Below are 22,054 nucleotides of genomic sequence, written 5' to 3'. Positions count from 1 at the left end.
ACGCACGTGGGCCGGGGCCCGCCCCTTCCCAGCCACCGGCCGGGGGTTGCGGCGGCGGCCCTCGCCTCGCGATCGCACACACCCCAGCGGTGGCTGGGCGGGTCGCCGCAGGGATCGGGGAGACAGGGGCTGGACGAGTCGGCCCGCGGTCGGAGCGTGCGCCCCGCGCCGGGCACGTAGGCTTTGTTGCCATGCGAAACGGCGCGATCCCCGGCAGTCGCGGACTGGTGCGGCCGATGCGGTTGCTCGGCGATCCGGTGCTGGCCACCCCCTGCGAGGAGGTCACCGCCTTCGACGCGGCCCTCGCCCGGCTGGTCGAGGACATGTACGCGACGATGTACGCGGCGCAGGGCGTCGGGCTCGCCGCCAACCAGGTCGGGGTCGGCCTGCGGGTGTTCGTCTACGACTGCCCGGACGACGAGGACCGCCGGCATCTGGGGCATGTGGTCAATCCGCGGCTGGTCGAGGCCGACGGGGTGACGGTACGAGGGCCGGAGGGCTGTCTGTCGCTGCCAGGCATTGAGGCGGGCACCGTACGCCACGACCACGCGGTCGTGGAGGGCGTGACGGTGACCGGGGAACCGGTGCGGGTGGAGGGTACGGGCTTCTTCGCGCGCTGTCTGCAGCACGAGTGCGACCATCTCGACGGGCTCCTGTTCACCGACCGGCTCACCGGGCTGCGCCGCCGCCGTGCGCTGCGCGCGGCGCGGCGGGCGCCCTGGGCCGCGGATGCGCCCCAGGCCCCTGGCCCCGTCGCGTAGGACCAGCCCGGTCCGGCGCCCCGTCGAGCCCTGTCCGGACCTGTCGAGTCCCGTCCGGACCCGCGGCCCCGGCGCCCCCCGCTCAGAAGCCGGGCGCGCCGACGCGGTCGTCCATCGTGGTCAGCCGCCCCCACAGCAGATCGGTGAGGTGTCGCACCAGCTCGGCGCGGGAACAGGGCCGCTCGCGCAGCCACCAGTCGCCCGCCGCGTGCATCATGCCGACGATCCCGTGTCCCCAGACGCGGGCGAGCTCCGTGCCGCCGGGGCCGAGTTCGAGCCGGTCGGCGATCACCTTGGCCAGCTCCTCGCCGAGGCGGCGCAGCACCGGGGCCGAGTGGCGGCCGACATCGAAGCCCTGCTCGGCCTGGGGAGCGTCCTCGGCGGGGTGCATCAGGAAGCGGTAGACCTGGGGGCGCGCCTCTATCGCCGCCAGATAGGTGTCCAGGGTGGCCTCGACGCGCTCCCGGCGGTCGTTGGGGGCGTCCAGGGCAGCGCGCAGCGAGGCGAGCAGCGCGTCGGTGTGGCGCTTGGCGAGGGCGCGGTAGAGCCCGCTCTTGTCGCCGAAGTGGCGGTACAGGATGGGTTTGGTGATGCCCGCCTCCGCCGCGATGGCGTTCATCGAGGCGTCGGGTCCGTCCCGCAGTACCACTCGGTCCGCCGCCTCCAGCAGTTCCTTGCGCCGCCGCTGGGCAGCCTGCTGCTGATCGTCGCGCTGGCTGGTGCCCGTGTCCATGAAGTCGCCTCCCGCCCCCTGGTGCTTCCTTAACGCCTGCGAAACGTAACACCCCTGGCCCCGGTGAGGGGGTGGATCGGCCGCGGGAGTTGACATCGTCTACTCGTGAGTAACAGACTCTTGTTACCGACGGTAATAGCCAGGTGGAGGGGTAATGCCGGAATTCTCGTTCGAGCTCGACGACGACCAGAAGGCGGTCCGCGACTGGATTCACGGATTTGCGGTCGATGTGATGCGCCCGGCCGCCGCGGAATGGGACGAGCGGGAGGAGACCCCCTGGCCGATCATCCAGGAGGCCGCCAAGATCGGACTGTACTCGCTGGACTTCTACGCCCAGCAGTACTTCGACCCCACCGGCCTCGGCATCCCGATGACGATGGAAGAGCTCTTCTGGGGCGACGCCGGTATCGCGCTCTCCATCGTCGGCACCTCCCTGGCCGCCGTCGCCGTCCTCGCCAACGGCACCGAGGAACAGGTCGGCACCTGGATCCCGCCCATGTACGGCGACGCGAACGACGTGAAGGTCGCCGCGTTCTGCTCCTCCGAGCCGGACGCCGGATCGGACGTCGCCGCGATGCGCACCCGGGCCGTCTACGACGAGGCCAAGGACGAATGGGTCATCAACGGCACCAAGACCTGGGTCACCAACGGCGGCATCGCGGGCGTCCACGTCGTCATCGCCTCCGTCGACCCGGAGCTGGGCGCGCGCGGCCACGCCTCCTTCGTGGTGCCCCCGGGCACACCCGGCCTCTCCCAGGGGCAGAAGTTCAAGAAGCACGGCATCCGCGCCTCGCACACCGCCGAGGTGGTCCTGGAGGACGTCCGCGTCCCCGGCCACTGTCTGCTCGGCGGCAAGGAGAAGCTCGACGAACGCCTCGCCCGCGCCCGCGAGCGCGCCCGTACCGGCACCGAGCGCGGCAAGAACGCCGCCATGGCGACCTTCGAGGCCTCGCGCCCGGCGGTCGGCGCCCAGGCGGTCGGCGTGGCCCGCGCGGCGTACGAGGTCGCGCTCGAATACGCCAAGACCCGGGTGCAGTTCGGCCGGCCCATCATCGACAACCAGGGCATCGCCTTCCAGCTCGCCGATATGCGCACACGGATCGACGCGGCGCGGCTGCTGGTGTGGCGCGCCTCCTGGATGGCCACCGCGGGCAAGCCCTTCACCGCCGCCGAGGGGTCGATGTCCAAGCTCTTCGCCGGGGAGACGGCGAAGGCGGTGACGGCCCAGGCGGTGCAGATCCTCGGGGGCAACGGATTCACCCGTGAATACCCGGTGGAGCGGATGCACCGCGATGCGGCGATCTTCACCATCTTCGAGGGCACGAGCGAGATCCAGCGGCTGGTCATCGCCCGCACCCTGTCCGGTGTGCAGATCCGCTAGCGGCGGGTAGCAGCGGGCGCCGGGGGCGTCAGGGTTTGTGCGCGACGCCCCCGTAGACGTCCGTCTTCTCGAGGGGCGCGTCGATGGACGCGTCGGCGGACTCGGGGCGCCACAGCGGACAGGACACGATGCCCGGCTCGATCACCTCCAGACCGTCGTAGAAGCGCGCGATCTGCTCGGGGCTGCGCAGGACGTACGGGACCGCGCCGGTGTCGTCGTAGCCCTGCTGGGCCTGCTTGAGCGCCTGGTCGGTGTCCGTGCTGTCGTAGTGCACGAAGTAGCTGCCGGCGGGGAGCGCGTCCTGGAGCCGCCGGGCAATCGACCGGGCCTCGTCGTAGTCCTGAATATGGCCCAGGATGCCCATCAGCATCAGCGCGACGGGGCGGCTGAAGTCCAGCGTCTTGCTCGCGGCCTCCAGGATTCTGTCCGGCTCGTGCAGATCGGCGTCGATGTAGTCGGTGACGCCCTCGGGGGTGCTGGTGAGCAGGGCCTGGGCGTGCCTGAGCACCAGGGGGTCGTTGTCGACATAGACGATCCGGGCCTCGGGGGCGATGCGCTGGGCGACCTGGTGGGTGTTGTCGTACGTCGGCAGCCCGGTGCCGATGTCCAGGAACTGGCGGATCCCGGCCTCCCCGGCCACATGCGTCACCGTGCGGATCAGATACGCCCGGGACGCGCGGGCCATCACCTCGATGGTCGGCGCGACCTCGCGGTACTGGTCGCCGGCCACCCGGTCGACCTCGTAGTTGTCCTTGCCGCCCATCCAGTAGTTCCAGATGCGGGCCGAATGCGGCACGGACGTGTCGATCTTGCCTAAGGCGGCCTGCCGACCGGGGGTGGACGAGCCGTGAGTCATCTGGGGATTCTCCTGCCATGCGTGAGGCCGTGCTCGGAGCTCCAACTTACCGCCGAGGCAGGGTACTTCACCGCGCCAAGCGGCGCCGGGGAAGTAGGGGTGGGTTTCCGCGTCGTCTGGTGCAGGGGGCACCTCCCAGCGGTAGCTGGGGGAGCATCGCAAGGCGGAGGATCGCCCTCGGATGGGGTATCCCCTGCTCGAGCGAAGCCGAGAGCTTGGGGAAGGGCCTACTCGGGCGACTCCGGCAACGCAGCGAGGTGCCGTGCCAGGCGGCGCGGGGGCCTGCTCGTACTTCCCCGGGGTCGCTCAGGGGCGCACGGTGAGCACCGGGGCGTGCTGGGCGAGGGTGGTGAAGGCGCGCTCATAGGCGGCGGCCGCGGCCTCGGTCTCCGCCATGGCCGCGGCCGCCGTGGCGCCCCGCCCGGTCAACCGCTCCGTGAACGCGGCCGGTGGCGCCGCCAGATGGACGAAGGCGCCGCCGCGCTCGGCCACCGTCTCGGCAAAGTCGAAGGCCTCGATCCATGTCACCCGGGAGTGTCCCCGGCGCAGCGGCCCGTAGACGAGCTCGCCGACGAACCCGGAGTCCACCGCGAGCGGTCCGGCGAGCCGCAGCAACTCGCGGTACGGGCGCGCCGGGTCGAGCGCGGGCAGCTCGGCGGGCGAGCGCTCGACGGCGAACCCGTGACGGTGGGACAGCCAGGTCAGCAGCCCGGCCCGGGTGGCGCCGGCACAGCCCTCCACGATCAGAACGCGGTGCCGCGCAGCCTCGTGAAGGTCCATCCCCGCCACCCCGGTCATCTCATGCAGCCGTCAGTCGATCTCGCACGGGGCATTCAGTGTGCGTGGCCCGGTCGTTCGAGGGGAGTCCGGGGCCGGGTTGTGCGGTTGTGCGGGCGTAGTGGTTTCCGGGACGGCTACGGGGCGGCCTCGCGGGTGGCCTGCCGGGGTGGCGTTGCGGGGTGGCGGGGACCGTTCAGGCGATGAGGAAGTCGGCCCGGCCGGCCTTCGCGGCCTCGAGGAACGAGGCGACCTCGGCCCGGGAGTAGATCAGTGCAGGTCCGGCCGGGTCCGTGGACTGGCGGAGCGCGACGCGCCCGTCCGGCAGCCTCTTGGCCTCGATGCAGGTGCCGCCGTTGGTGCCGCTCCAGGGCTTCTCCCAGCCCTCCGTACCGAGGTCCATGGCCGGCATTCCGCTGTAGACCGGGTCTGTCATGTCAGAGCTCCTTACGCAGTTCGGCCAGGATGGGAATCGTCTCGCCGACCGGCTCGGCCTGGACGGCCATCCGGTCCAACACCTCGAGACAGGTGACGACTTCGCCCGGCTGGTCCACGTAGACCGCGCCGGTGACGCTTTCCGTGTAGACGACGTCGGGCAGTTCGGTGAATCCGAAGCGGAAGTAGTGCAGGGGACCGAAGGCCCCGGGGTGCGGCCCCGCCGCGAACCGCATGATCTGCAGCCGGATTTTGGGCATCGCCAGGGCCTCGATGAGATGGTCGATCTGCCGGCGCATCACCTCGGCCCCGCCGACCGGGCGGCGCAGCGCGGTCTCCTCCAAGATGGCCCAGATGGCCGGGGCGTCCGGTTTGGAGAGCAGGCCCTGGCGCTTGACGCGCAGGGCGATCCGGCGCTCGATCTCGTCGTCCGCGTCGTTGGGGAAACCCGCGCGCAGCACCGCGCGGGCGTAGTCCTCGGTCTGCAGCAGTCCGGGGACGTAGTGCGGTTCGTAGGCGCGGATGACGGTGGCCTCGCTCTCCAGGCTCACATACGCGCTGAACCACTCCGGTACGACATCGCGGAACTGGTGCCACCAGCCGGGCTGGTTGGCCTCCCGGGTCAGGACCAGGAAGTCGTCGATCTCCGGGGACGGGACGCCGTAGGTCCGCAGCAGCTCCTTGACGTACGGGATCTTCAGGCCGACCTCGGCCTTCTCCATCCGGCGGACCGTCAGCGGGGTCACCTCGACGGCCCGGGCGGCCTCCTCGAAAGACACCTGTGCCCGCTCCCGCAGATGGCGTAGGCGCTTGCCCAGGACCATGCGTAAGACGGTGGGGGCGGCGCTCCCCGGCCGTGCCTCACTCACGTCCTGCCTCCCGGAATCACCGTCATGTGGGTGCAGTGTGCCATGACCTCGGAGCACCGGACAGAGCGATGCGGATCGTTCTGAAATTATCAGGACGAAGCTTGCGAGCTGAGACTGTCGACGCGCATAGTGGGGCACGTGACCCATCTCACGCATCACGGCTGGTGCCCTCAACCACCTTTCTCCGCTAAGGCGTTACGGGCACTCGGCAGCTCGGCGGCGCGCGGCACCGTCAGGGGCCGGAGGTGGCCGCGGTGACCAACAGCGCCGCGCCGGGAACCCGGCCCCGGGGCTCGGCCACCAACCAGGCCCTGGCCGCGGCCCTCAAGGAATCCGGCTGCTCATACGCCTCATTGGCCCTGCGTGTCAATGAGCTGGGGCGCCATCAGGGACACTCCTCCAACTACGACAAGGCGTCCGTCACCCGCTGGCTCCAGGGCGGCCAGCCGCGCGGTACGACGCCGGAACTGATCGCGGCCGTGCTCTCCCACCGGCTCGGCCGGCCGGTGGCCCCCGCCGAGCTCGGCTTCATCGCCGACCGACAGCGCCCGGTCGTCGCCAGGGCGCTGGCCTACCGGGAGGACGTGGCGGAAACCTTGCACACGCTCGCCGAACTCGGCTCCACCGACATATCCCGCCGCAGCCTGCTGGGCGCGGTCCCCTTCGTCGCCGGCGCGCTGGTGACCCCGCAGCGCGAATGGCTGCTGTGGCTGGTCGAGAACCAGGGCACCGGTCCAGCCGCCGGCAATCCGGCCGCCGGCGATCCGGCCGCGGCAGCCGACGCCGGCCGGATCGAGCAGGTCCGTGCCGCGATCAGCATGTTCGACGAGATGGACAACCGATTCGGCGGCGGCCAGGTCCGCGCCAGCATCGTCCTGTACCTGTCGACCGAGGTCGTCCCCATGCTCCAGCGCCGCGGCGTGCCCGTGGGCGAGCGGCGCGAACTGTTCACCGCCGCGGCCAAGCTGGCCGCGATGGCCGGCTGGAGCAGCTACGACAACGCCGAATACGGCCTGGCCCAGCGCTATATGACCCAGGCGCTGCGGCTGTGCGCCGAAGGCGGCGACAAGGTCCTCGGCGGCCAGATCCTGGCCGGCCTGTCCCATCTGGCCACCAACCTCGGCCAGCCCCAGGCCGGTGTCGAGCTCGCCCGGGTGGGCGTGGCCACGGCGAAGAACGCGGGCAGCCCGCTGGGCCTGATGCGGCTGCACGCCATGGCGGCCCGCGGCTACGCGGCCCTCGACGAGCCCCGCGAGGCCGCCCGCGCGCTGCGCTCGGCGGACGCCGCGCTGGACGCGAGCCGGGGCGCCGAGGAGGAGTCGGAGTGGGTCCGCTTCCTCGACCACCACTATCTGGCGGCCGAGGCCGCGCTGTGCTTCCGCGACCTGGGCAGCGCGGCGCAGGCCGAGCGCGCCGCCGACGAGTCGGTGCGGGCCAACGGCGACCGGCGCCGCCGCCAGGCCATCAGCCGCTCGGTCCTGGCCACCGCCCATCTCCAGCAGAACCGGCTCGACGAGGCGATCGGCACCGCGGACGCGGCGCTCAGCGCGCTCAGCGGGGTGCACAGCGAGCGCTCGGTGCAGGCCCTGCGCGACTTCCGCACCCGGCTGCGGCCGCACCGCGGCGAGCCCATGGTCCGCGACTTCGAACTCCGCTCCCGGACCCTGCTCGGCGCCGCGGCCTGAGCCGCGCCACGGCGCTTCTCCCTGGCTCCTTCCGGGCTCCACCGCCATGCGGCCCGGAAGGGGGCCTCACCCGGACCCCGCACCGCCGGGGGTGTGCAGGGCCCGGGCGAGGCCAATGGCGGCTGCCAAAGGGATCCATCAAAGGGACCCACCAGAGGGATCCGCCAGAGGGATCCGCCAGAGGGATCCGCCAGAGGGATCCGCCAGAGGGATCCGCCAGAGGGATCCGCCAGAGGGATCCGCCAGAGGGATCCGCCAAAGGGTCTAATAGCCCTCCGCGCTGGGCGCGTTCTGGGCCCGGTCGACCGGGACATGGGCCCCGGAGACACCGCTGGACGCGTCCGAGAGAAGGAACGCGACGACCCGCGCCACCTCCTGCGGCGCGACCAGTTCGCCGTTCGGAAACTCCGTCGCGAACCTGGCGAACGCCTCCGGCTGCGTGACGCGCATCCGGTCCCAGCGCTTGCCGGGGATGAGCATCGACCCGGGGGAGACGGCGTTCACCCGGATCCCGTCGGGCCCGAGTTCACGGGCCAGCGAGGCCGCGAGATGGATCTGGGCGGCCTTCGCCGCGCCGTACTGGGCCTGCGGCCCCGGCTTCCAGCCGGAGATGGAGGCGATCACCACGACCGATCCACCCCCGGTGCCGCGCGCCCCGCGCAGATACGGCACGGCGGCCCGCACCAGCCGGGCGGTATGGCCGACGTTCAACTCCCAGGTGGCGGCCCAGTCGTGGGCGTCGGCCTCCTCGAGGCCGCCACCGCGGGCGCCGCCGACGCAGGCCACCACGCCGTCCAGACCGTCGAAACGTTCCGCCGCGCCCTCGACGAACTCCTCCAGCAGACCCGGCTCGACGACATCGAGCGCCTGGGTGAACAGCGCGTCCCGCTCCTGGTCGTCGGGCAGCGACTTCGCCAGGGCCGCCAGATCGGGCGCGGACCGCGCACAGGTGGCAACCGAGGCGCCGTCGGCCAGCAACAGGCGCACGATCTGCTCGCCCAGGCCCCGTGTGCCCCCCGTGACCACAATCCGCTTGCCGTCCACGCCGGACCGCGCGGCCGGGCAGGGCTCCCGCCGGCGGTCCTCACTCACGCTCACCACGCCCGGACCGTACAGTCCGACCGGCGTGCGACCCGAACCACTACGCCTGTACAACCGAACAACCCCCGTGCCCCCTCGCCGACCGGACCGTCCAACCGTTTGTCTACGTGAACGGTGACCGACGTAGTCCCGCTGTCTTCGAAGGAGGAAACCATGCCGCAACCCGGCAGCCACCGCGACCGGGCCGCAGCCGCCCGTGGCGGCCGGCCCCGGCGGGCGGGCCGAGGGGCGCGCACCCCTCGCCCCCGGCGCGGATGCCGCGGTGGGGAACCCGGCCGGGGGACGCAGCATGCGCTTACCCGCTTACCGGGGCATCAACCACCCCCACCGCGCGCGTTATCGGCGCGACAGGCCCGCCGGACCCGACAGACACCGCAGGCCGGACAGAACCGACAGGCAGGACAGGCGCGATGGGCTCGGCCGGCGGGGAGGGGCCGGTGATCTCCTTGGCGACCCGCCGCTTCTTCCGGGCCGAGTTCCCGGCCCGGACCGACCGGGCCTTCGCCGTCCGCCGGATGCTCACCGCCTTCCTGAAGTACTGGCAGCTCGACCATGCCGTGGAGAGCGCGGTGCTGGCCACCAACGAGCTGTTCGCCAACGCGGTGGAGCATGGCAGCAGCGGCCCCGCCGACACCGTCACCGTCACCGTGGGCGTGGAGCCCGCGGGGGACGAACTGCGCATCGAGGTGGCCGACGGCTCGCCGGTCCGGCCGGTCTTCCGTACGGCGGCCGAGACGGAGGAGTCCGGGCGGGGGCTGGCCATCGTCGACGGCCTGGCGAACGACTGGGGCACCGAACCGCCGGACGGGGACGGCCCGGGCAAGAAGGTGTGGTTCACGCTGGCGCTCGGGCGGACGCGTTAGGGCCCGCTAGGGCGCACAGACGGCCGGGCCGAGGGTGGGGCGGCGCGACCGGAGCGGACGAGTCAACAGGGGAGACCGGAGGCGACATGCGTGGGCGAGGCACCGTGGAGACCGCCGCGGCCGACTGGCTGCTGTCGTCGGCCGGCGAGGAGCCCGGCCGGGTGCGTGTGCAGTGGGCCAGCGGAAACGGCCTCGCCGACCTTCCGGTGGGCCGGCTCTTCGACCTGGTCCGGATGTCCGAGGGCACCGGGATGGCCGTGGTCCAGACGCTGCGGCGGCACGAGGCGGTGGTCGGCCCGGTGATGCTGGCCACCGCCAGCCATGTGCTCTCCTTCCTCGTACCGCCCGGCTCGGCCCAGGAGTGGAAGGCGTGGCTGCGGGGCTCCGGCCACGGCCGCCGCCGCGCCGTGGCCGCCGCCGGGCCGGGCCGGGTGCTGCGCTGCCCCCGGCCCGGATGCGTACGGCAGGGCCACATCTGGCTGGTCAGGCCGGGCGGCCCGCTCACCGACAGCCGGGTGCTGTGGGCCGCGCTGCGGGACAGTGCGCCCCCCAGACCCCTAGGCCGCGCCCCGTACGCCCTCTTCCGCTGAGCCGTGCCACGACGCCGGCCCCGCTCAGGCCCACTCCGCCCGGTGCTCGACGGCGAAGTCGCGGAAGGAGCGGGGAGCGCGCCCGGTGACCCGGCGCACCGTGTCGGTCGTACGGTCCTCCGCGCCGCGCCGAACTGCCTCGTCGAGCCCGGCGAGCATGGTGGCGAACTCCTTCGGGTATCCCGCGTCGGCCAGCCGCCCGGCCAGGGTCGCGGTGTCCACCGGGACATGGCGGACGGCCCGGCCGGACACCTCGGCGATGATGCGCGCCGCGTCGCCGTAGCCGATCGCCTCGGGCCCGGTGATGGTGTGCGCGGTGTCGTGCGGCCGTTCGTCCAGGAGGGCGCGGGCGGCGACGGCGGCGATGTCGCCCGCGTCGACGAAGCCGACCCCGGCCTCCCCGGTGGCGGTGACGATCTCACCGCGCGTACGGATCCCCTGGGCCACCGGGTGGTCGCCGGTGAAGTTCTGCATGAACCACGAGGGCCGCAGCACCGCCCACTCGGGCGCGGTCTCTTGGACGAGCCGGTGCAGCGCCCCGAGACCCGGCATCTGGGGGGTGACCGCGGAGGAGCTGAGCAGCACCACGCGCCGTACGCCGCGGCGGACCGCATCGGCCAGGAACGGTTCGACCAGCGCCAACGGCTCGGCCTCCGCCACCGGGGCGATGAGGTAGAGATGGGTCACCCCGTCCAGCGCCGCGGCGTGGGTGGCCGGGTCGCGCCAGTCGAACCGTACGGTCTCGTACGGCCGTGCCCCCTGATCCGGGCGGCGGGCGGCGGCCCTGATCCGAGCGCCGTGGGCGACGAGCAGCGGCAGCAGCCGGGAGCCGGTGTTCCCGGTCGCGCCAGTGACCAAAACGGTGGGGTCGGTGGGGTCGGTGCGGTCAGCCATCGGCCCGGCCTTCCGCGTACGCGGCGGTCAGCTCGTCGAGGATGCCCAGCACCTGGCCGGCGGCGAGCGGGTTCCAGTAGTCGCGGTAGGCGGTGATCTCGCCGTCCTCGACCGTGATGAAGGCGACGTACGCCATGCGGTACGGGCGGCCGGTGCGGACGGCGATCCCCTCCACCGCCCACTCGACGATCAGGGTGTTCGGGTCTTCGGTGCGGTGCCTGACGTCGTGGGTCACCGCGCGCGCATCCAGCAGGTCGGTGTAGTCGCGCAGATACTCCCGCACCGCCTCCCGGCCCTCCAGCCGACTGGGCCGGCCGGGCGGCGCGAACGGGAACTCCATGGTGCCGTCGGCGGCCCACAGGTCGGCGAACCCGAGCATGTCGTGGGCGAGCAGCAGCTCCTTGGCCCGGTCGAACACCTCGACGGCCGTACGGGGGCGGGGGGTGCGGTGGGTCTGGTCGGTCTGGTGGGTCGTGTTCATGGGCGAGCGTCCCTCGGAAACTCTCGGAAACGAGATTGGACGGGACGGTACCGTTCCGTCCTTCGGGTCGAGCGTAAACGGGACGGTACCGTTCCGTCCATCTGCTACCGTCTGCGCATGCCTGAGCCGACCCGACGCACCCCGAGCGGCGCCGCAGCCCTGCGCGCCGACAAGACCGCGGCCATCGCCGAGGCCGTGCTCGACGAGCTCGCCGAGCACGGCTACGGACGGCTCTCGATGGAGGCGGTGGCCAAACGGGCGGGGGTCGGCAAGAGCGCTCTGTACCGCCGCTGGCCCTCCAAGCAGCACATGATCATCGCGGTCACCTCCGAGCTGAGCGTCGAACTCGCCGAGGCGCCCGACACCGGCTCGCTGCGCGGCGATGTGCTGGCCATGCTCGGCGCGGTGGCCGACTGGCTCACCCATCCGCGGTTCTCGCGGATCTTCCCGGACCTCATCGCCGAGGCCAACCGTGACCCCGATCTGGCCCAGGCGCTGGCCAGGTCCATCGGTGAACCGCGCCGCTCGCGCGTGACCGACGTGCTCGACCGGGCGGTGCGGCGCGGCGAGCTGCCCCCGGACACGGACCGCGAGCTGGCGCTCGATCTGCTCGGGGCGCTGGTCTACTGGCATGTGTCCATCCGCGGTGTGCGCCCCGACGCCGACTATCTGGAGCGCACCGCCGACACCGTGCTGCGCGCCCTGGGAGCCCGGACGGCCCAGTGAAACAGGGCGTGGCGGGACGAGTGGCCCCATCATCGCTGAGTCGGCGGAGGTGCGTCGTCACCTCCACCCCTCGGAAGGAGCCCTCCATGGCAACCGGCCTCTCGGTCCACATCGGCCTCAACCAGGTCGACCCCGCGCGCTACGACGGCTGGAGCGGCGACCTCAACGCCTGTGAGCAGGACGCGAGCGATATGGCGCGGCTCGCCGGGGCCGCGGGCTTCACCGTCACCGACCCGCTGCTCACCTCCGCCGCCACGGCCGATGCGGTCTCCGCGGCCCTGGAGACCGCGGCCGGCCGGCTCACCGGCGGCGACTTTCTCTTCCTCACCTACTCGGGCCACGGCGGCCAGGTGCCGGACCTCAACCACGACGAGACCGGCGACCGGCTGGACGAGACCTGGGTGCTGTACGACCGGCAGTTGGTCGACGACGAGCTCTTCGACCTGTTCGGGAAGTTCGCCAAGGGGGTGCGGATCTGGATGCTCTCCGACAGCTGCCACAGCGGCACGGTGGCCAAGGTCCTGCCCGAGCTGCTCAGCCACCGCGAGCTCGACCGGCGGTTCAGCACCGACCAGCCGGACGAGGTCGCCAAGCGGATCAGGGTGATGCCGCTTCCGGTGCAGTCCGTCGTCTACAAGCGGGACCGCGCCTTCTACGACGGGATCCAGAACACCCGCACCGCCAAGGACCTCGCCGAGATCGACGCCACCGTGCTGCAGATCTCCGGCTGCCAGGACAACCAGACCTCCGCGGACGGGATGGTCAACGGCCTGTTCACGGGCACCCTCCTGGACGTCTGGCGGGACGGTGCCTTCGAGGGCAGCTACCGCAGGCTGCACCGGGAGGTCACCAAGCGGATGCCCCCGGACCAGACCCCCAATCTGTTCCAGGCCGGCCCGCCGCTGCCCGCCTTCGCCCGGCAGCGGCCCTTCACCATCTGACCGTCCCTGGCGTGTCGCGGCCGTGCCCGCCGATGACCTGGGTGTGCGGGGCCGGGCCTGGAGAGGTATGACAGAAGAAGGGCACGCCCGCCCGGCCGACCGCTGGTGCCGCGTCGGCCCGCCCCTGCGTACGGGCAGCGGGGAATGAGGTACCCGGATGACTTCGCAAGACCGCCCGCCGAAAGCGCGAGACCGCCCGCGAGGGGACGGCGAGGCGGAGCTCAACGATCTCGCCGCCCCGGGAGGCCTGCTCGATCTGCTACGGGTCGCCGCCGTGGTGCTGGACAGCGACGGCCGCGTCGCCCTGTGGAGCCCGGAGGCCGAGCAGCTGCTCGGCTACCGCGCCTCCGAGGCCCTGGGCCAGAACGCCGCTCGGCTGCTGGTCGACCGCGAGAACCGGCGGTCCGCGGTGGAGCTGTTCCAGCGGGTGCAGGCGGGCAAGATGTGGGCGGGCGTCTTTCCGGTCCGGCACAAGGACGGCACCGCCCTGCGGGTGGAGTTCCGCACCATGGGCCTGCGCGACTCCCACGGCGACGCCTACGCGCTCGGGCTCGCGGCCGACGAGGGCACCGTACGGCAGCTGGAGACCGACCTGGCCGTCTCCGGCTTCCTGGTCGAGCAGTCGCCCGTGGGTCTCGCCGTATTCGACACGGACCTGCGGTGGATCCTCGCCAACCCGGCCCTGCTGGAGATGAACGGCCTGTCCGAGTGCGACCTGCGGGGCCGGAGCCTGATGGACGTGCTGCCGGGTCTTGACGCCTCGGCCATCGAGGGCGCGATGCTGCACGTCCTGGAGACCGGGCAGCCGCTGCTCGACAAGCAGACCGTCGGCCGGACCCCGGCCGACCCGGACCATGAGCACGCCTGGTCGGAGTCGTACTACCGGCTGGAGGACCCCAGCGGGCGGGTCCTGGGCATCGCGGTCTCGGTGTTCGATGTGTCCCGGCGCCACCGGGAGGCCAGCGAGGTCGCCGAGGCCCGCGAGCGGCTGACCCTGATCGCCGCGGCCGGAGTCCGTATCGGCACCACCTTGGACCTGCGGCAGACCGCCCAGGAACTGGCCGATGTGACCGTGCCCCGGCTGGCCGACCTCGCCGCCGTGGATGTGCTGGACGCCGTGGTGCACCGCGAGCCCATGGCCCGGGTGGGCACCGACGGCTGGGCCCGCTTCCGGGCGCTGGCCGTGGCGGCGGGCTACCCCACCGACGCCGTGCACGCGGCGGACCCGGTCGGCGAGATCGCCCGGTACGACCCGAGCCGTATGATCACGCGCTGTGTCCGCGACGCCCAGCCGATCTTCCTGCCCCAGGTGACCGACGGGGACCTGCGGCGCATCGCGCGGGACGAGGCGTCCGCCGCCGTACTGCGCAAGGAGGGCGTCCACTCCTATCTGGCGGCCCCGCTGATCGCCCGCGGCAGCGTGCTCGGCACCCTCAGCCTGCACCGTACGATCAACGCCCGGCCCTTCGACGAGCAGGACCTCACCCTCGCCTGCGAACTGGCCACCCGCGCCGCGCTGTGCATCGACAACGCCCGCCTGTACGCCCGGGAGCGCGACGCGGCACTCACCCTGCAGCGCAGCCTGCTGTCCCAGCAGCCGCGCGACCTGGACGGCCTGGAGATCGCCTCCCGGTATCTGCCCGCGGTCAGCGCGGCCGGCGGCGACTGGTTCGATGTGCTCTCGCTCAAGGACGGCAAGGTGGCCCTGGTGGTCGGCGATGTGATGGGCAAGGGCATCCACGCCGCGGCGATCATGGGCCAGCTGCGCACCGCCACCCGGGCCTTCGCCCAGCTCGACCTGTCGCCCGCGGAACTGCTGCGCCACCTCGACGACATCACCATCACCCTGGGCGACTCGATCGCCACCTGCCTGTACGCGGTCTGCGCCCCGCGCAGCGGCCGCTGTCTGCTGTCCACCGCCGGCCATCTGCCACCGGTGCTGGTGCGCCCCGGCGGGCGGGCCGAACTCCTCGACATGCCCAGCGGCGCGCCGCTGGGCGTGGGCGGCGTGCCGTTCGCCTCGGTCGAGTGCGAGCTGTCGCCGGGCACCCTGCTCGCCCTGTTCACCGACGGTCTGGTCGAGAAGCGCCACCAGTCCATCGACGTGGGCCTGCGCACCCTGCTGGAGCTGCTGAGCCGCCAGCAGGGCCCGCTGGAGCGGACCTGCGACCAGGTGCTTGCCGCCCTGCACGGGGCGCCGGACGACGATGTGGCGCTGCTCCTGGCGCGGCTGCGCGAGCGTTCGCCGCACGGGGGAAGCGCTGGTCAGTGACGTACCACTCGCAGCGTTGGCGGCGACGCCGGCGGTTTCACTTCTTGGCGCGGCTGGGCTGCACCCGCTTGGGCTCGCTCTTCACCTTCGGATGCTCGGGCGGATACGGCAGATCGCCCAGGCCGTGCTCGCGCTCGTCACGGTCGGCCAGCTCCAGGGCGGCCTCCAGACGGCAGACCTGCCCGTCCATATCGGCGTGCACATCGCCCAGCTCCCGGAACCGCACCGGCATGGTGGCCAGATCGAAGTCCCGCGGCCTGGCGTCGGGCACCTCCTCCCAGCGCAGCGGCGCCGAGACCGGGGCGTGCGGCCGGGGGCGTACGGAGTAGGCGCTGGCGATGGTCCGGTCGCGGGCCGTCTGGTTGTAGTCCACGAACACCTTCTCGCCGCGCTCCTCCTTCCACCACGCCGTGGTGATCCGCCGCGGCGCGCGCCGCTCCAGCTCACGCGCGATGGCGATGGCGGCCCGGCGCACCTGGGTGAAGGTCCACTCCGGCTCGATGGGCACGAACACATGCAGCCCGCGGCCGCCCGAGGTCTTCGGCCACCCCCGCAGCCCCAGCTCCTCCAGCACCGGCCGCAGCTGGCCGGCCGCCCACACCGCGTCCTCGTAGTCGGTCCCCGGCTGCGGGTCCAGATCGATCCGCAGCTCGTCGGGGTGGTCGGTGTCCAGCCGCCGGACCGGCCACGGGTGGAAGGTCAGACACCCCAGATTCGCCGCCCAGACGACGGCCGCGGGCTCGGTGGGGCAGATCTCGTCCGCATGGCGCCCGCTGGGGAAGGAGATCCGCCCGGTCGGAATCCACTCGGGCAGGTTCTTCGGCGCCCGCTTCTGGAAGAACGACTCGCCCTCTACGCCGTCCGGGTAGCGCTCCAGCGTCGTCGGCCGGTCCCGCAGTGCCCGCAGGACGCCGTCGCCGACGGCCAGGTAGTAGCGGGCGACGTCCAGCTTGGTGAAGCCCCGCTGCGGAAAATAGACCTTGCCGGGGTTGGTCAGCCGTACCGTGCGCTCGCCGACCGTGAGCTCCGCCGTCTCTGCCATGGATTCAACGCTAGGCCCGCGGGGCACAGGCCACCTCCCGGCGGGCGCCGGGCCGGGGAGGGACGGAGAATCGGGGCATGGACCTTCCGGTGATGCCGCCGGTGGAGCCGATGCTGGCCAAGTCCGCGGCCGCCATCCCGCCGGGCATGTGGTACGAGGCGAAATGGGACGGCTTCCGGGCGCTCGTCTTCCGCGACCGGGACGAGATCGAGCTGGTCAGCCGCTCGGGCAAACCGCTGACCCGCTACTTCCCGGAACTGGTCGGCGCGCTCGGGGCGAATCTGCCGCCGCGCTGCGTTCTCGACGGCGAGATCGTGATCGTACGCGGGAGCCGTCTGGACTTCGACGCGCTCCTGGAGCGCATCCACCCCGCCGATTCGCGGGTGCGCCATCTCGCCGAGGTGACCCCGGCGAGCTTCGTGGCCTTCGACCTGCTCGCACTGGGGGACGAGTCCCTGATGGACACGCCGCTGCGGCAGCGGCGGGACGCGCTGACCGAGGCGCTGCGCGAGGCCGCGGACCCCGTCCACACCGCGCCCTGGACCGATGACCAGGGCCTCGCCGAGCAGTGGTTCCAGCAGTTCGAGGGCGCGGGTCTGGACGGCGTCATCGCCAAACACCCCGACCTCGGCTACCGGCCGGGGGAGCGGGTCATGGTGAAGGTCAAACACGAGCGGACCGCGGACTGCGTGGTGGCGGGGATGCGGCAGCACAAGTCAGGCCCGGTCGTCGGCTCGCTGCTGCTGGGCTTGTACGACGCCGCCGGCCGGCTCCAGCACGTCGGCGTGTGCGGCGCCTTCTCGATGCGGCGCCGGCAGGAGCTCATGGCCGAGCTGGAACCGCTGCGGATGGACACCCTCGCAGGACACCCCTGGGCCGACTGGGCCAGCGAGGAGGCGCAGACGCGCGGCCGGATGCCCGGCGCGCCCAGCCGCTGGACCGGCGTCAAGGACCTGTCGTGGATGCCGCTGCGGCCGGAGCGGGTGTGCGAGGTGGCGTACGACCATATGCAGGGCGACCGCTTCCGCCATACGGCCAGGTTCCGCCGCTGGCGGCCCGACCGCGAGCCACGCGGCTGCACCTACGCCCAGCTGGAAGAGCCGGTGCGCTACGACCTGCGGGCGGTACTGGGCACCTGACGCCCCCTCAGCGCCCCTCAGCAACCCCCGAGCGCTCCAGGAGTGCTTCCGTGCGACCCCCCGCCGGATGCGCGGCGGCGGACACCGCGGCCGAACCCGACTTGGGGGAGCGGTGGTTCAAGGCCGCCGGGGGGATCGGCGGGAGCCGCCCGGGCCTCCCGCGGGGGCCGCGGTCATGTCCAGGAACCAGTCGCGGGCCGCCGCGGCCGCCTGGGCCAGCGTCCCCGGCTCCTCGAACAGATGGGTCGCGCCGGGCACCACATGCACGGAGTGGGGCGCCGCCAGCATGGCGGCCGCCTGCTCATTGAGCCGCAGCACCTCGTGGTCCTCGCCGCCCACCACCAGCAGCACCGGGGCGCGGACCCGGGACAGCACCCCACCCGCCAGATCGGGGCGGCCACCGCGCGAGACCACCGCCCGCACCCGCTCCGGCCGCTCCGCCGCGGCCACCAGCGCCGCCGCCGCGCCCGTGCTGGCGCCGAACAGCCCGACCGGCAGGGCGGCGGTCGCCGGATGCCCGCCGAGCCAGTCCACCGCCGCCACCAGGCGCCGGCCCAGCAGGGGGATGTCGAAGCGGTGCTCGGCGGTGATCGCGTCCACCCGCTCCTCGTCCATGGTCAGCAGGTCGAACAGCAGCGTCCCCAGGCGCGCCTGCTGCAGCACCTCGGCCACCGAGCGGTTGCGCGGGCTGTGCCGGGAGCTGCCGCTGCCATGGGCGAAGGCCACCACGCCGCGGGTCCCGTCGGGCACCACCAGATCGCCCACCAGCAGCGTGCCGTCCGCGGCGATACGGGCCGTCTCCGAGACCATCGGCCACCTCCTGCGCGTCCGGGCGGGCCCGCCCGGCGGGGTCAGGCATGGGCCAGCAGGCCCTGCCTCAATTCGCTGTAGAGCCGGGAGAGCCTGCGGGATATGTGCATCTGCGAGAAGCCGAGGATTTCGCCGATCTGGCTCTGCGAGAGGCCGACGAAGAACCGCAGATACAGCACGTAGCGGTCCTGTTCCGAAAGGTGGGTGATCAGCGCCCGCAGCGCCTCCCGGTTGACGACCCGTTCGATCGCCGCGTCGTCCGCGCCCACCGTCTCCGCGAGCAGCCGCTCCTCGGCGCCCTGGACCGCGGCGTTGAGGGACAGCGGGGTGCAGGAGGCGCTGGCCTCCAGGCCCGCCTTCACGTCTTCCTTGGGCATACCGGTGCGGGTGGAGATCTCGGTGATGGTGGGGGTGCGGCCGCCGAGTTCCTGTTCGAGGGCGTCGCGCGCCGAGCGGGTGCGGGAGCGGACTTCCTGGATATTACGGGGCACATGCAGTGTCCACAGATAGTCGCGGAAGTGCCGCTTGAGTTCACCGGTGATGACCGGGATCGCATAGGAGGGAAAAGCGTGGCCGAGATCGGGATCGTAGCGGTCGACCGCCTTCACCAGGGCGAGCGAGGCGACCTGGGTGAGGTCTTCCATATTCTCGCCCTTATTGCGGAAACGCAGCGCCAGGCGTTTTGCCACGGGCAGCCACGCACAGATGATCGCCTCACGCAGGGCGTCGCGCTCCGGCCCCGACGGAAGCCGGGAAAGGCGAGCGAAGTCACCGTCGGTGTCGGGAGTGTCGTCATGGCGCCGGTGGCGAGTCGCGGTTGCTGACATGGTCACTCGTCTCCGTGGTCCGATGTCACATCCTGCCCGCGGCACATAGATGCGCTAATGTCCCGCTGCGCTCGGTCTCCCTCTGGCTCTGGTTGATCGAATTCAGGGTCGCCACCAGATTCGCACGGTCCCGAATACCTCGCAATTCGGCTGAATTGCCCCTGTTGCGTCCCCGTGTGGGGGAACCCGAGCGGGTCGGGCTGCTTCGGCCCGGTCGCGGGGGGTAACCGGACGGGATGGATGTCACCCTTCGCCTCGCCCAGCGGCCAGAGGCCGATGAACTGCTCGGGCGCAGCCCGCTGGCCGCGCTGACCGGCATGCTGCTCGACCAGCAGGTGCCCATGGAGTGGGCCTTCTCCGGGCCGTACACCATCGTGCAGCGCATGGGCGGCGACGACCTGGACGCGCAGGAGATCGCCGCCTGCGACCCGGAGCGGTTCGTCGAGGTGCTGTCGGCCAAGCCTGCTGTGCACCGTTACCCGGGGTCCATGGCCAAGCGGGTGCAGCAGCTGTGCCAGTACCTGGTCGACAACTACGACGGCGACGCCGCCGCCCTGTGGCGGGACGTCGCCACCGGCAAGGAGCTGCTCGACCGGCTGAACGCGCTGCCCGGCTTCGGCAAGCAGAAGTCGCAGATCTTCCTGGCGCTGCTCGGCAAGCAGTACGGCGTACGGCCCGAGGGGTGGCGCGAGGCGGCGGGCGCTTATGGCGAGGAGGGTTCGTACCGCTCGGTCGCCGACATCACGGGGCCGGAGTCGCTGGACAAGGTCCGCGCCTTCAAGCAGGAGGCCAAGCGGGCCGCCAAGGCGGCGGCGCCCAAGCGGAGCAGGTCTTAGCGGCCCCGAAGCGGACCAAGTCCTAGACGATCAAGTCCGATGTGTTCAGTGATCGAATGCGATCAGGGATCGCATGACCGGTTGGCCGGTCTTGTGGTTCCGCCGGACGGTCGCGGTCAGCGCGAGGACACGCCGAGCGACGCGGACAGCCACGCCCTCGAAGGTCCGGCCGCCGTGCTGTTCCAGGCCGAGCTGGCCCTTGAGGGTGTCGTTGACGGACTCGATCAGTTGCCGCACCGACTTGAGTAGCCGCTCGCCCTTGCGCTTCTTCTCGCGTTTGAACGAGGGCCGCAGCAGGTCGATCCCGCGCATCGCCAGGTCGTTCTCGAACTCCTTGGAGGCGAAACCCTTGTCCGCGATGAGCAGGAGTCCCGGGCGATCGGCCACCAGGTCGACGTCGACGTCCAACATGGCCTGCAATACCTCGCGCCCGTCGAGTTTCGGGTTCGCCAGCGCCCACAGCACGGGCATCCCGGTCGGGGTACACACCAGGTACAGGCGCAGGCCCCAGAAGAACCGGGAGTGGGAGGCGCAGTACCCGTATCCGGCCCAGCCGGCAAGGTCCGACCGCTTCACCGTCGGGCGGGACATCCCGCACGGTACCGGCGTGGAGTCGGCGATCCAGTGGGTGTCGAACCAGAAGTCCGTGTCCGCCGCCAGCATCCGTACCGCCCGTCTCACCAGGGGCAGCTCCGCTTTGAGGCGCTTGTTGTACCCGGATTGCTGCGGCGGATAGGGAAACATCGACGCCAGGTGTGTAGTCGCGTAACGCAGCCAGCGCGTCTCGGAGTGGAAGCCGAGCAGAGCCTGGGCGACCGCGAGAGTGACCAGCTCGGCGTCGGTGAGCTTCGGTGGCCGACCCATCCAGCGGTTGGCCTCCAGTTCGTCATCGATCTTCACGTACAGTGCGGTCAGCAGGGTGTCCAGGTCGTCGTTCACACCACGATCTTGGAGGCCCTGTTCGTGTTCCCCGGCGCGCCGTCAGGCGGCACCGCTACTCGGGCCACTCGCTCTTCCGAACTGCCGTGCGGCCAGCCCGAAGACGAGACCGCCGACCAGGAACCAGGGATTCCAGAGCGCCAGCGTCCACAGCCGCTGTTCCGGACTCACTCCCATCTCCTGGCCCACTGCGTCACTCAGCAGCAGCACCTCGACGGCGATGCCGCGCACCACCAGCACAGCGCAGACGCACCAGCCCAGGCTCTTGACCGCCCGTCCGGCCAGGCCATGAGGCCGTGGCCGGGCGAGAAGCCATCCCAGCACGCCGCCGACAAGGCACAGCATTCCCACACCCCACAAGCCCACCACCACGAACCACCCGGGGCGTTCCTCGGCCAAGGGCCCCGCCGAGACACTCAGGCCCCAGCCGCCGCCGAGCGCCCAGTAGAAATGAAGCACAGCGAAAGCGACCGCCCACGTACACGCGATACGCCCCCACCACCGCGGCGTTGCCTTGTCCTGCGGATCTTCATGCATAGCGAGGAGCATGCCACTGCCGTGGCGCACGGCCGCCAGCAGCGCTGAGAAACCGGGACGCCCGCCATCCAGTCGGCCACCGCATGCGACCGGACACATCGGACTTGATCATCTAGCGGCCCCGAAGCGGACCAAGTCCTAGCGGGTGGTCCTAGCGGGCCATGGCCGGGCCGGTCGTGCCGTAGGCCGCGCTGGGGCGCGCCTGGCGGGTGAGCGGTCCGGGGGCGGGGGAGGGGTCCGGGACCGGATCGGGGCCCGGCGGCTGGGGCACCGGGTGCGGCGGTGGACCCGGCACCGGACCGGGCGGCGGGCTCGGGGGCGGGCTGGGCGGCGGGCTGGGCACGGGGTCCGGCGCCGGGTCGGGCGGCGGCCCGGGGGTCGGCCCCGGTTCGGGGCCGGGCCCGGGACCCGGCTCCGGCCCGCCCGGGCCGGGCGACGGGGTCGGCGACGGCGGCGCGGGGTCGCGGTCGTGGTCGTCGGCGGAGAGGTGCCGGGGATCGGCCTGCCAGTACACGGTGACCTCCAGAATTTCTACGACGGTCACTCATCCCATCGCGAC

Annotated in this window: 24 protein-coding genes; 10 read left to right on the top strand and 14 right to left on the bottom strand. The window is 72.1% G+C overall.

Annotated features, from left to right (window positions below; all coding sequences use genetic code 11):
- Positions 1–191 precede the first annotated feature (191 nt).
- A complete protein-coding gene (def, locus tag ACH4U7_RS43370) occupies positions 192–761 on the top strand; it encodes a peptide deformylase (RefSeq protein WP_398533283.1) in 570 nt (189 codons plus the stop codon).
- An 82-nt stretch (positions 762–843) separates the two neighbouring features.
- Here the strand turns inward: def and ACH4U7_RS43365 are convergent, their stop codons facing one another.
- Entirely contained in the window at positions 844–1,494 is a 651-nt protein-coding gene (locus ACH4U7_RS43365; protein ID WP_385616183.1) for a TetR family transcriptional regulator, read from the bottom strand.
- A gap of 154 nt (positions 1,495–1,648) precedes the next feature.
- On the opposite strand from ACH4U7_RS43365, the gene ACH4U7_RS43360 reads away from it, so the two are divergent.
- On the top strand, positions 1,649–2,875 hold the full coding sequence (locus tag ACH4U7_RS43360; RefSeq protein WP_089511694.1) for an acyl-CoA dehydrogenase family protein: 1,227 nt from the start codon (positions 1,649–1,651) through the stop codon (positions 2,873–2,875).
- A 28-nt stretch (positions 2,876–2,903) separates the two neighbouring features.
- Here the strand turns inward: ACH4U7_RS43360 and ACH4U7_RS43355 are convergent, their stop codons facing one another.
- The 4 genes from ACH4U7_RS43355 to ACH4U7_RS43340 all read right to left on the bottom strand — a co-directional run bounded on the left by ACH4U7_RS43355 (position 2,904) and on the right by ACH4U7_RS43340 (position 5,767).
- Positions 2,904–3,731 (bottom strand): SAM-dependent methyltransferase, encoded by an 828-nt coding sequence (locus tag ACH4U7_RS43355; protein WP_398533282.1) that lies wholly within the window; start codon positions 3,729–3,731, stop codon positions 2,904–2,906.
- A 306-nt stretch (positions 3,732–4,037) separates the two neighbouring features.
- Positions 4,038–4,511 (bottom strand): hypothetical protein, encoded by a 474-nt coding sequence (locus tag ACH4U7_RS43350; protein ID WP_398533281.1) that lies wholly within the window; start codon positions 4,509–4,511, stop codon positions 4,038–4,040.
- 193 nt (positions 4,512–4,704) lie between these two features.
- Entirely contained in the window at positions 4,705–4,944 is a 240-nt protein-coding gene (locus ACH4U7_RS43345) for a DUF397 domain-containing protein (RefSeq protein ID WP_385616172.1), read from the bottom strand.
- Between the two features lies 1 nt (position 4,945).
- Positions 4,946–5,767, bottom strand: a complete 822-nt coding sequence (locus tag ACH4U7_RS43340) for a helix-turn-helix domain-containing protein (protein WP_398533412.1) — start codon at positions 5,765–5,767, stop codon at positions 4,946–4,948.
- A 290-nt stretch (positions 5,768–6,057) separates the two neighbouring features.
- Between ACH4U7_RS43340 and ACH4U7_RS43335 the strand changes: the two genes are divergently transcribed.
- Positions 6,058–7,497 (top strand): hypothetical protein, encoded by a 1,440-nt coding sequence (locus ACH4U7_RS43335; protein ID WP_398533280.1) that lies wholly within the window; start codon positions 6,058–6,060, stop codon positions 7,495–7,497.
- Between the two features lie 264 nt (positions 7,498–7,761).
- On the opposite strand, the gene ACH4U7_RS43330 is transcribed toward ACH4U7_RS43335, so the two are convergent.
- Positions 7,762–8,589 (bottom strand): SDR family NAD(P)-dependent oxidoreductase, encoded by an 828-nt coding sequence (locus ACH4U7_RS43330; RefSeq protein WP_398533411.1) that lies wholly within the window; start codon positions 8,587–8,589, stop codon positions 7,762–7,764.
- Between the two features lie 446 nt (positions 8,590–9,035).
- Between ACH4U7_RS43330 and ACH4U7_RS43325 the strand changes: the two genes are divergently transcribed.
- Together ACH4U7_RS43325 and ACH4U7_RS43320 are read left to right on the top strand one after the other, a co-directional pair.
- Entirely contained in the window at positions 9,036–9,461 is a 426-nt protein-coding gene (locus tag ACH4U7_RS43325; protein WP_385616166.1) for an ATP-binding protein, read from the top strand.
- 86 nt (positions 9,462–9,547) lie between these two features.
- The gene (locus ACH4U7_RS43320) at positions 9,548–10,051 is read left to right on the top strand and encodes a hypothetical protein (RefSeq protein WP_398533279.1); all 504 of its coding nucleotides are present in this window, start codon (positions 9,548–9,550) and stop codon (positions 10,049–10,051) included.
- 24 nt (positions 10,052–10,075) lie between these two features.
- Here the strand turns inward: ACH4U7_RS43320 and ACH4U7_RS43315 are convergent, their stop codons facing one another.
- Entirely contained in the window at positions 10,076–10,945 is an 870-nt protein-coding gene (locus tag ACH4U7_RS43315; RefSeq protein ID WP_398533278.1) for an NAD(P)H-binding protein, read from the bottom strand.
- Positions 10,938–11,426 (bottom strand): nuclear transport factor 2 family protein, encoded by a 489-nt coding sequence (locus ACH4U7_RS43310; RefSeq protein ID WP_398533277.1) that lies wholly within the window; start codon positions 11,424–11,426, stop codon positions 10,938–10,940. Before ACH4U7_RS43310 ends, ACH4U7_RS43315 begins: the two co-directional genes overlap by 8 nt.
- Positions 11,427–11,543: 117 nt before the next feature.
- On the opposite strand from ACH4U7_RS43310, the gene ACH4U7_RS43305 reads away from it, so the two are divergent.
- The 3 genes from ACH4U7_RS43305 to ACH4U7_RS43295 all read left to right on the top strand — a co-directional run bounded on the left by ACH4U7_RS43305 (position 11,544) and on the right by ACH4U7_RS43295 (position 15,365).
- On the top strand, positions 11,544–12,152 hold the full coding sequence (locus ACH4U7_RS43305; protein WP_398533276.1) for a TetR/AcrR family transcriptional regulator: 609 nt from the start codon (positions 11,544–11,546) through the stop codon (positions 12,150–12,152).
- An 86-nt stretch (positions 12,153–12,238) separates the two neighbouring features.
- Positions 12,239–13,093 (top strand): caspase family protein, encoded by an 855-nt coding sequence (locus ACH4U7_RS43300; RefSeq protein ID WP_398533275.1) that lies wholly within the window; start codon positions 12,239–12,241, stop codon positions 13,091–13,093.
- A 157-nt stretch (positions 13,094–13,250) separates the two neighbouring features.
- Positions 13,251–15,365 carry a SpoIIE family protein phosphatase gene (locus ACH4U7_RS43295; RefSeq protein WP_398533274.1) on the top strand — a complete coding sequence of 705 codons (2,115 nt, stop codon included), beginning with the start codon at positions 13,251–13,253 and terminating at the stop codon, positions 15,363–15,365.
- 37 nt (positions 15,366–15,402) lie between these two features.
- On the opposite strand, the gene ligD is transcribed toward ACH4U7_RS43295, so the two are convergent.
- Complete coding sequence (gene ligD, locus ACH4U7_RS43290; RefSeq protein ID WP_398533273.1) at positions 15,403–16,407, bottom strand: non-homologous end-joining DNA ligase; 1,005 nt, start codon at positions 16,405–16,407, stop codon at positions 15,403–15,405.
- Between the two features lie 77 nt (positions 16,408–16,484).
- Here ligD and ACH4U7_RS43285 point away from each other — a divergent pair, with 77 nt between their 5' ends.
- Positions 16,485–17,546 (top strand): ATP-dependent DNA ligase, encoded by a 1,062-nt coding sequence (locus ACH4U7_RS43285; protein WP_398533272.1) that lies wholly within the window; start codon positions 16,485–16,487, stop codon positions 17,544–17,546.
- A 117-nt stretch (positions 17,547–17,663) separates the two neighbouring features.
- Here the strand turns inward: ACH4U7_RS43285 and ACH4U7_RS43280 are convergent, their stop codons facing one another.
- On the bottom strand, positions 17,664–18,356 hold the full coding sequence (locus ACH4U7_RS43280) for a dienelactone hydrolase family protein (RefSeq protein WP_398533271.1): 693 nt from the start codon (positions 18,354–18,356) through the stop codon (positions 17,664–17,666).
- Positions 18,357–18,397: 41 nt separating this feature from the next.
- Positions 18,398–19,183, bottom strand: a complete 786-nt coding sequence (locus ACH4U7_RS43275) for a SigB/SigF/SigG family RNA polymerase sigma factor (protein WP_089508149.1) — start codon at positions 19,181–19,183, stop codon at positions 18,398–18,400.
- Between the two features lie 236 nt (positions 19,184–19,419).
- On the opposite strand from ACH4U7_RS43275, the gene ACH4U7_RS43270 reads away from it, so the two are divergent.
- Positions 19,420–20,019 (top strand): HhH-GPD-type base excision DNA repair protein, encoded by a 600-nt coding sequence (locus ACH4U7_RS43270; protein WP_398533270.1) that lies wholly within the window; start codon positions 19,420–19,422, stop codon positions 20,017–20,019.
- Positions 20,020–20,064: 45 nt separating this feature from the next.
- Here the strand turns inward: ACH4U7_RS43270 and ACH4U7_RS43265 are convergent, their stop codons facing one another.
- The 3 genes from ACH4U7_RS43265 to ACH4U7_RS43255 form a co-directional block, all read right to left on the bottom strand.
- Positions 20,065–20,958 carry an IS982 family transposase gene (locus ACH4U7_RS43265; protein WP_398533269.1) on the bottom strand — a complete coding sequence of 298 codons (894 nt, stop codon included), beginning with the start codon at positions 20,956–20,958 and terminating at the stop codon, positions 20,065–20,067.
- A gap of 42 nt (positions 20,959–21,000) precedes the next feature.
- The gene (locus ACH4U7_RS43260) at positions 21,001–21,495 is read right to left on the bottom strand and encodes a DUF3995 domain-containing protein (RefSeq protein ID WP_398533268.1); all 495 of its coding nucleotides are present in this window, start codon (positions 21,493–21,495) and stop codon (positions 21,001–21,003) included.
- A gap of 151 nt (positions 21,496–21,646) precedes the next feature.
- Positions 21,647–22,039, bottom strand: a complete 393-nt coding sequence (locus ACH4U7_RS43255) for a hypothetical protein (protein ID WP_398533267.1) — start codon at positions 22,037–22,039, stop codon at positions 21,647–21,649.
- Positions 22,040–22,054: the final 15 nt, after the last annotated feature.

It is taken from the genome of Streptomyces sp. NPDC020845 (genome assembly GCF_044334165.1).
GTDB lineage: Bacteria > Actinomycetota > Actinomycetes > Streptomycetales > Streptomycetaceae > Streptomyces.
Note: the sequence above shows the minus strand (reverse complement) of the source record. Positions and strands in the feature narration are given on the sequence as shown.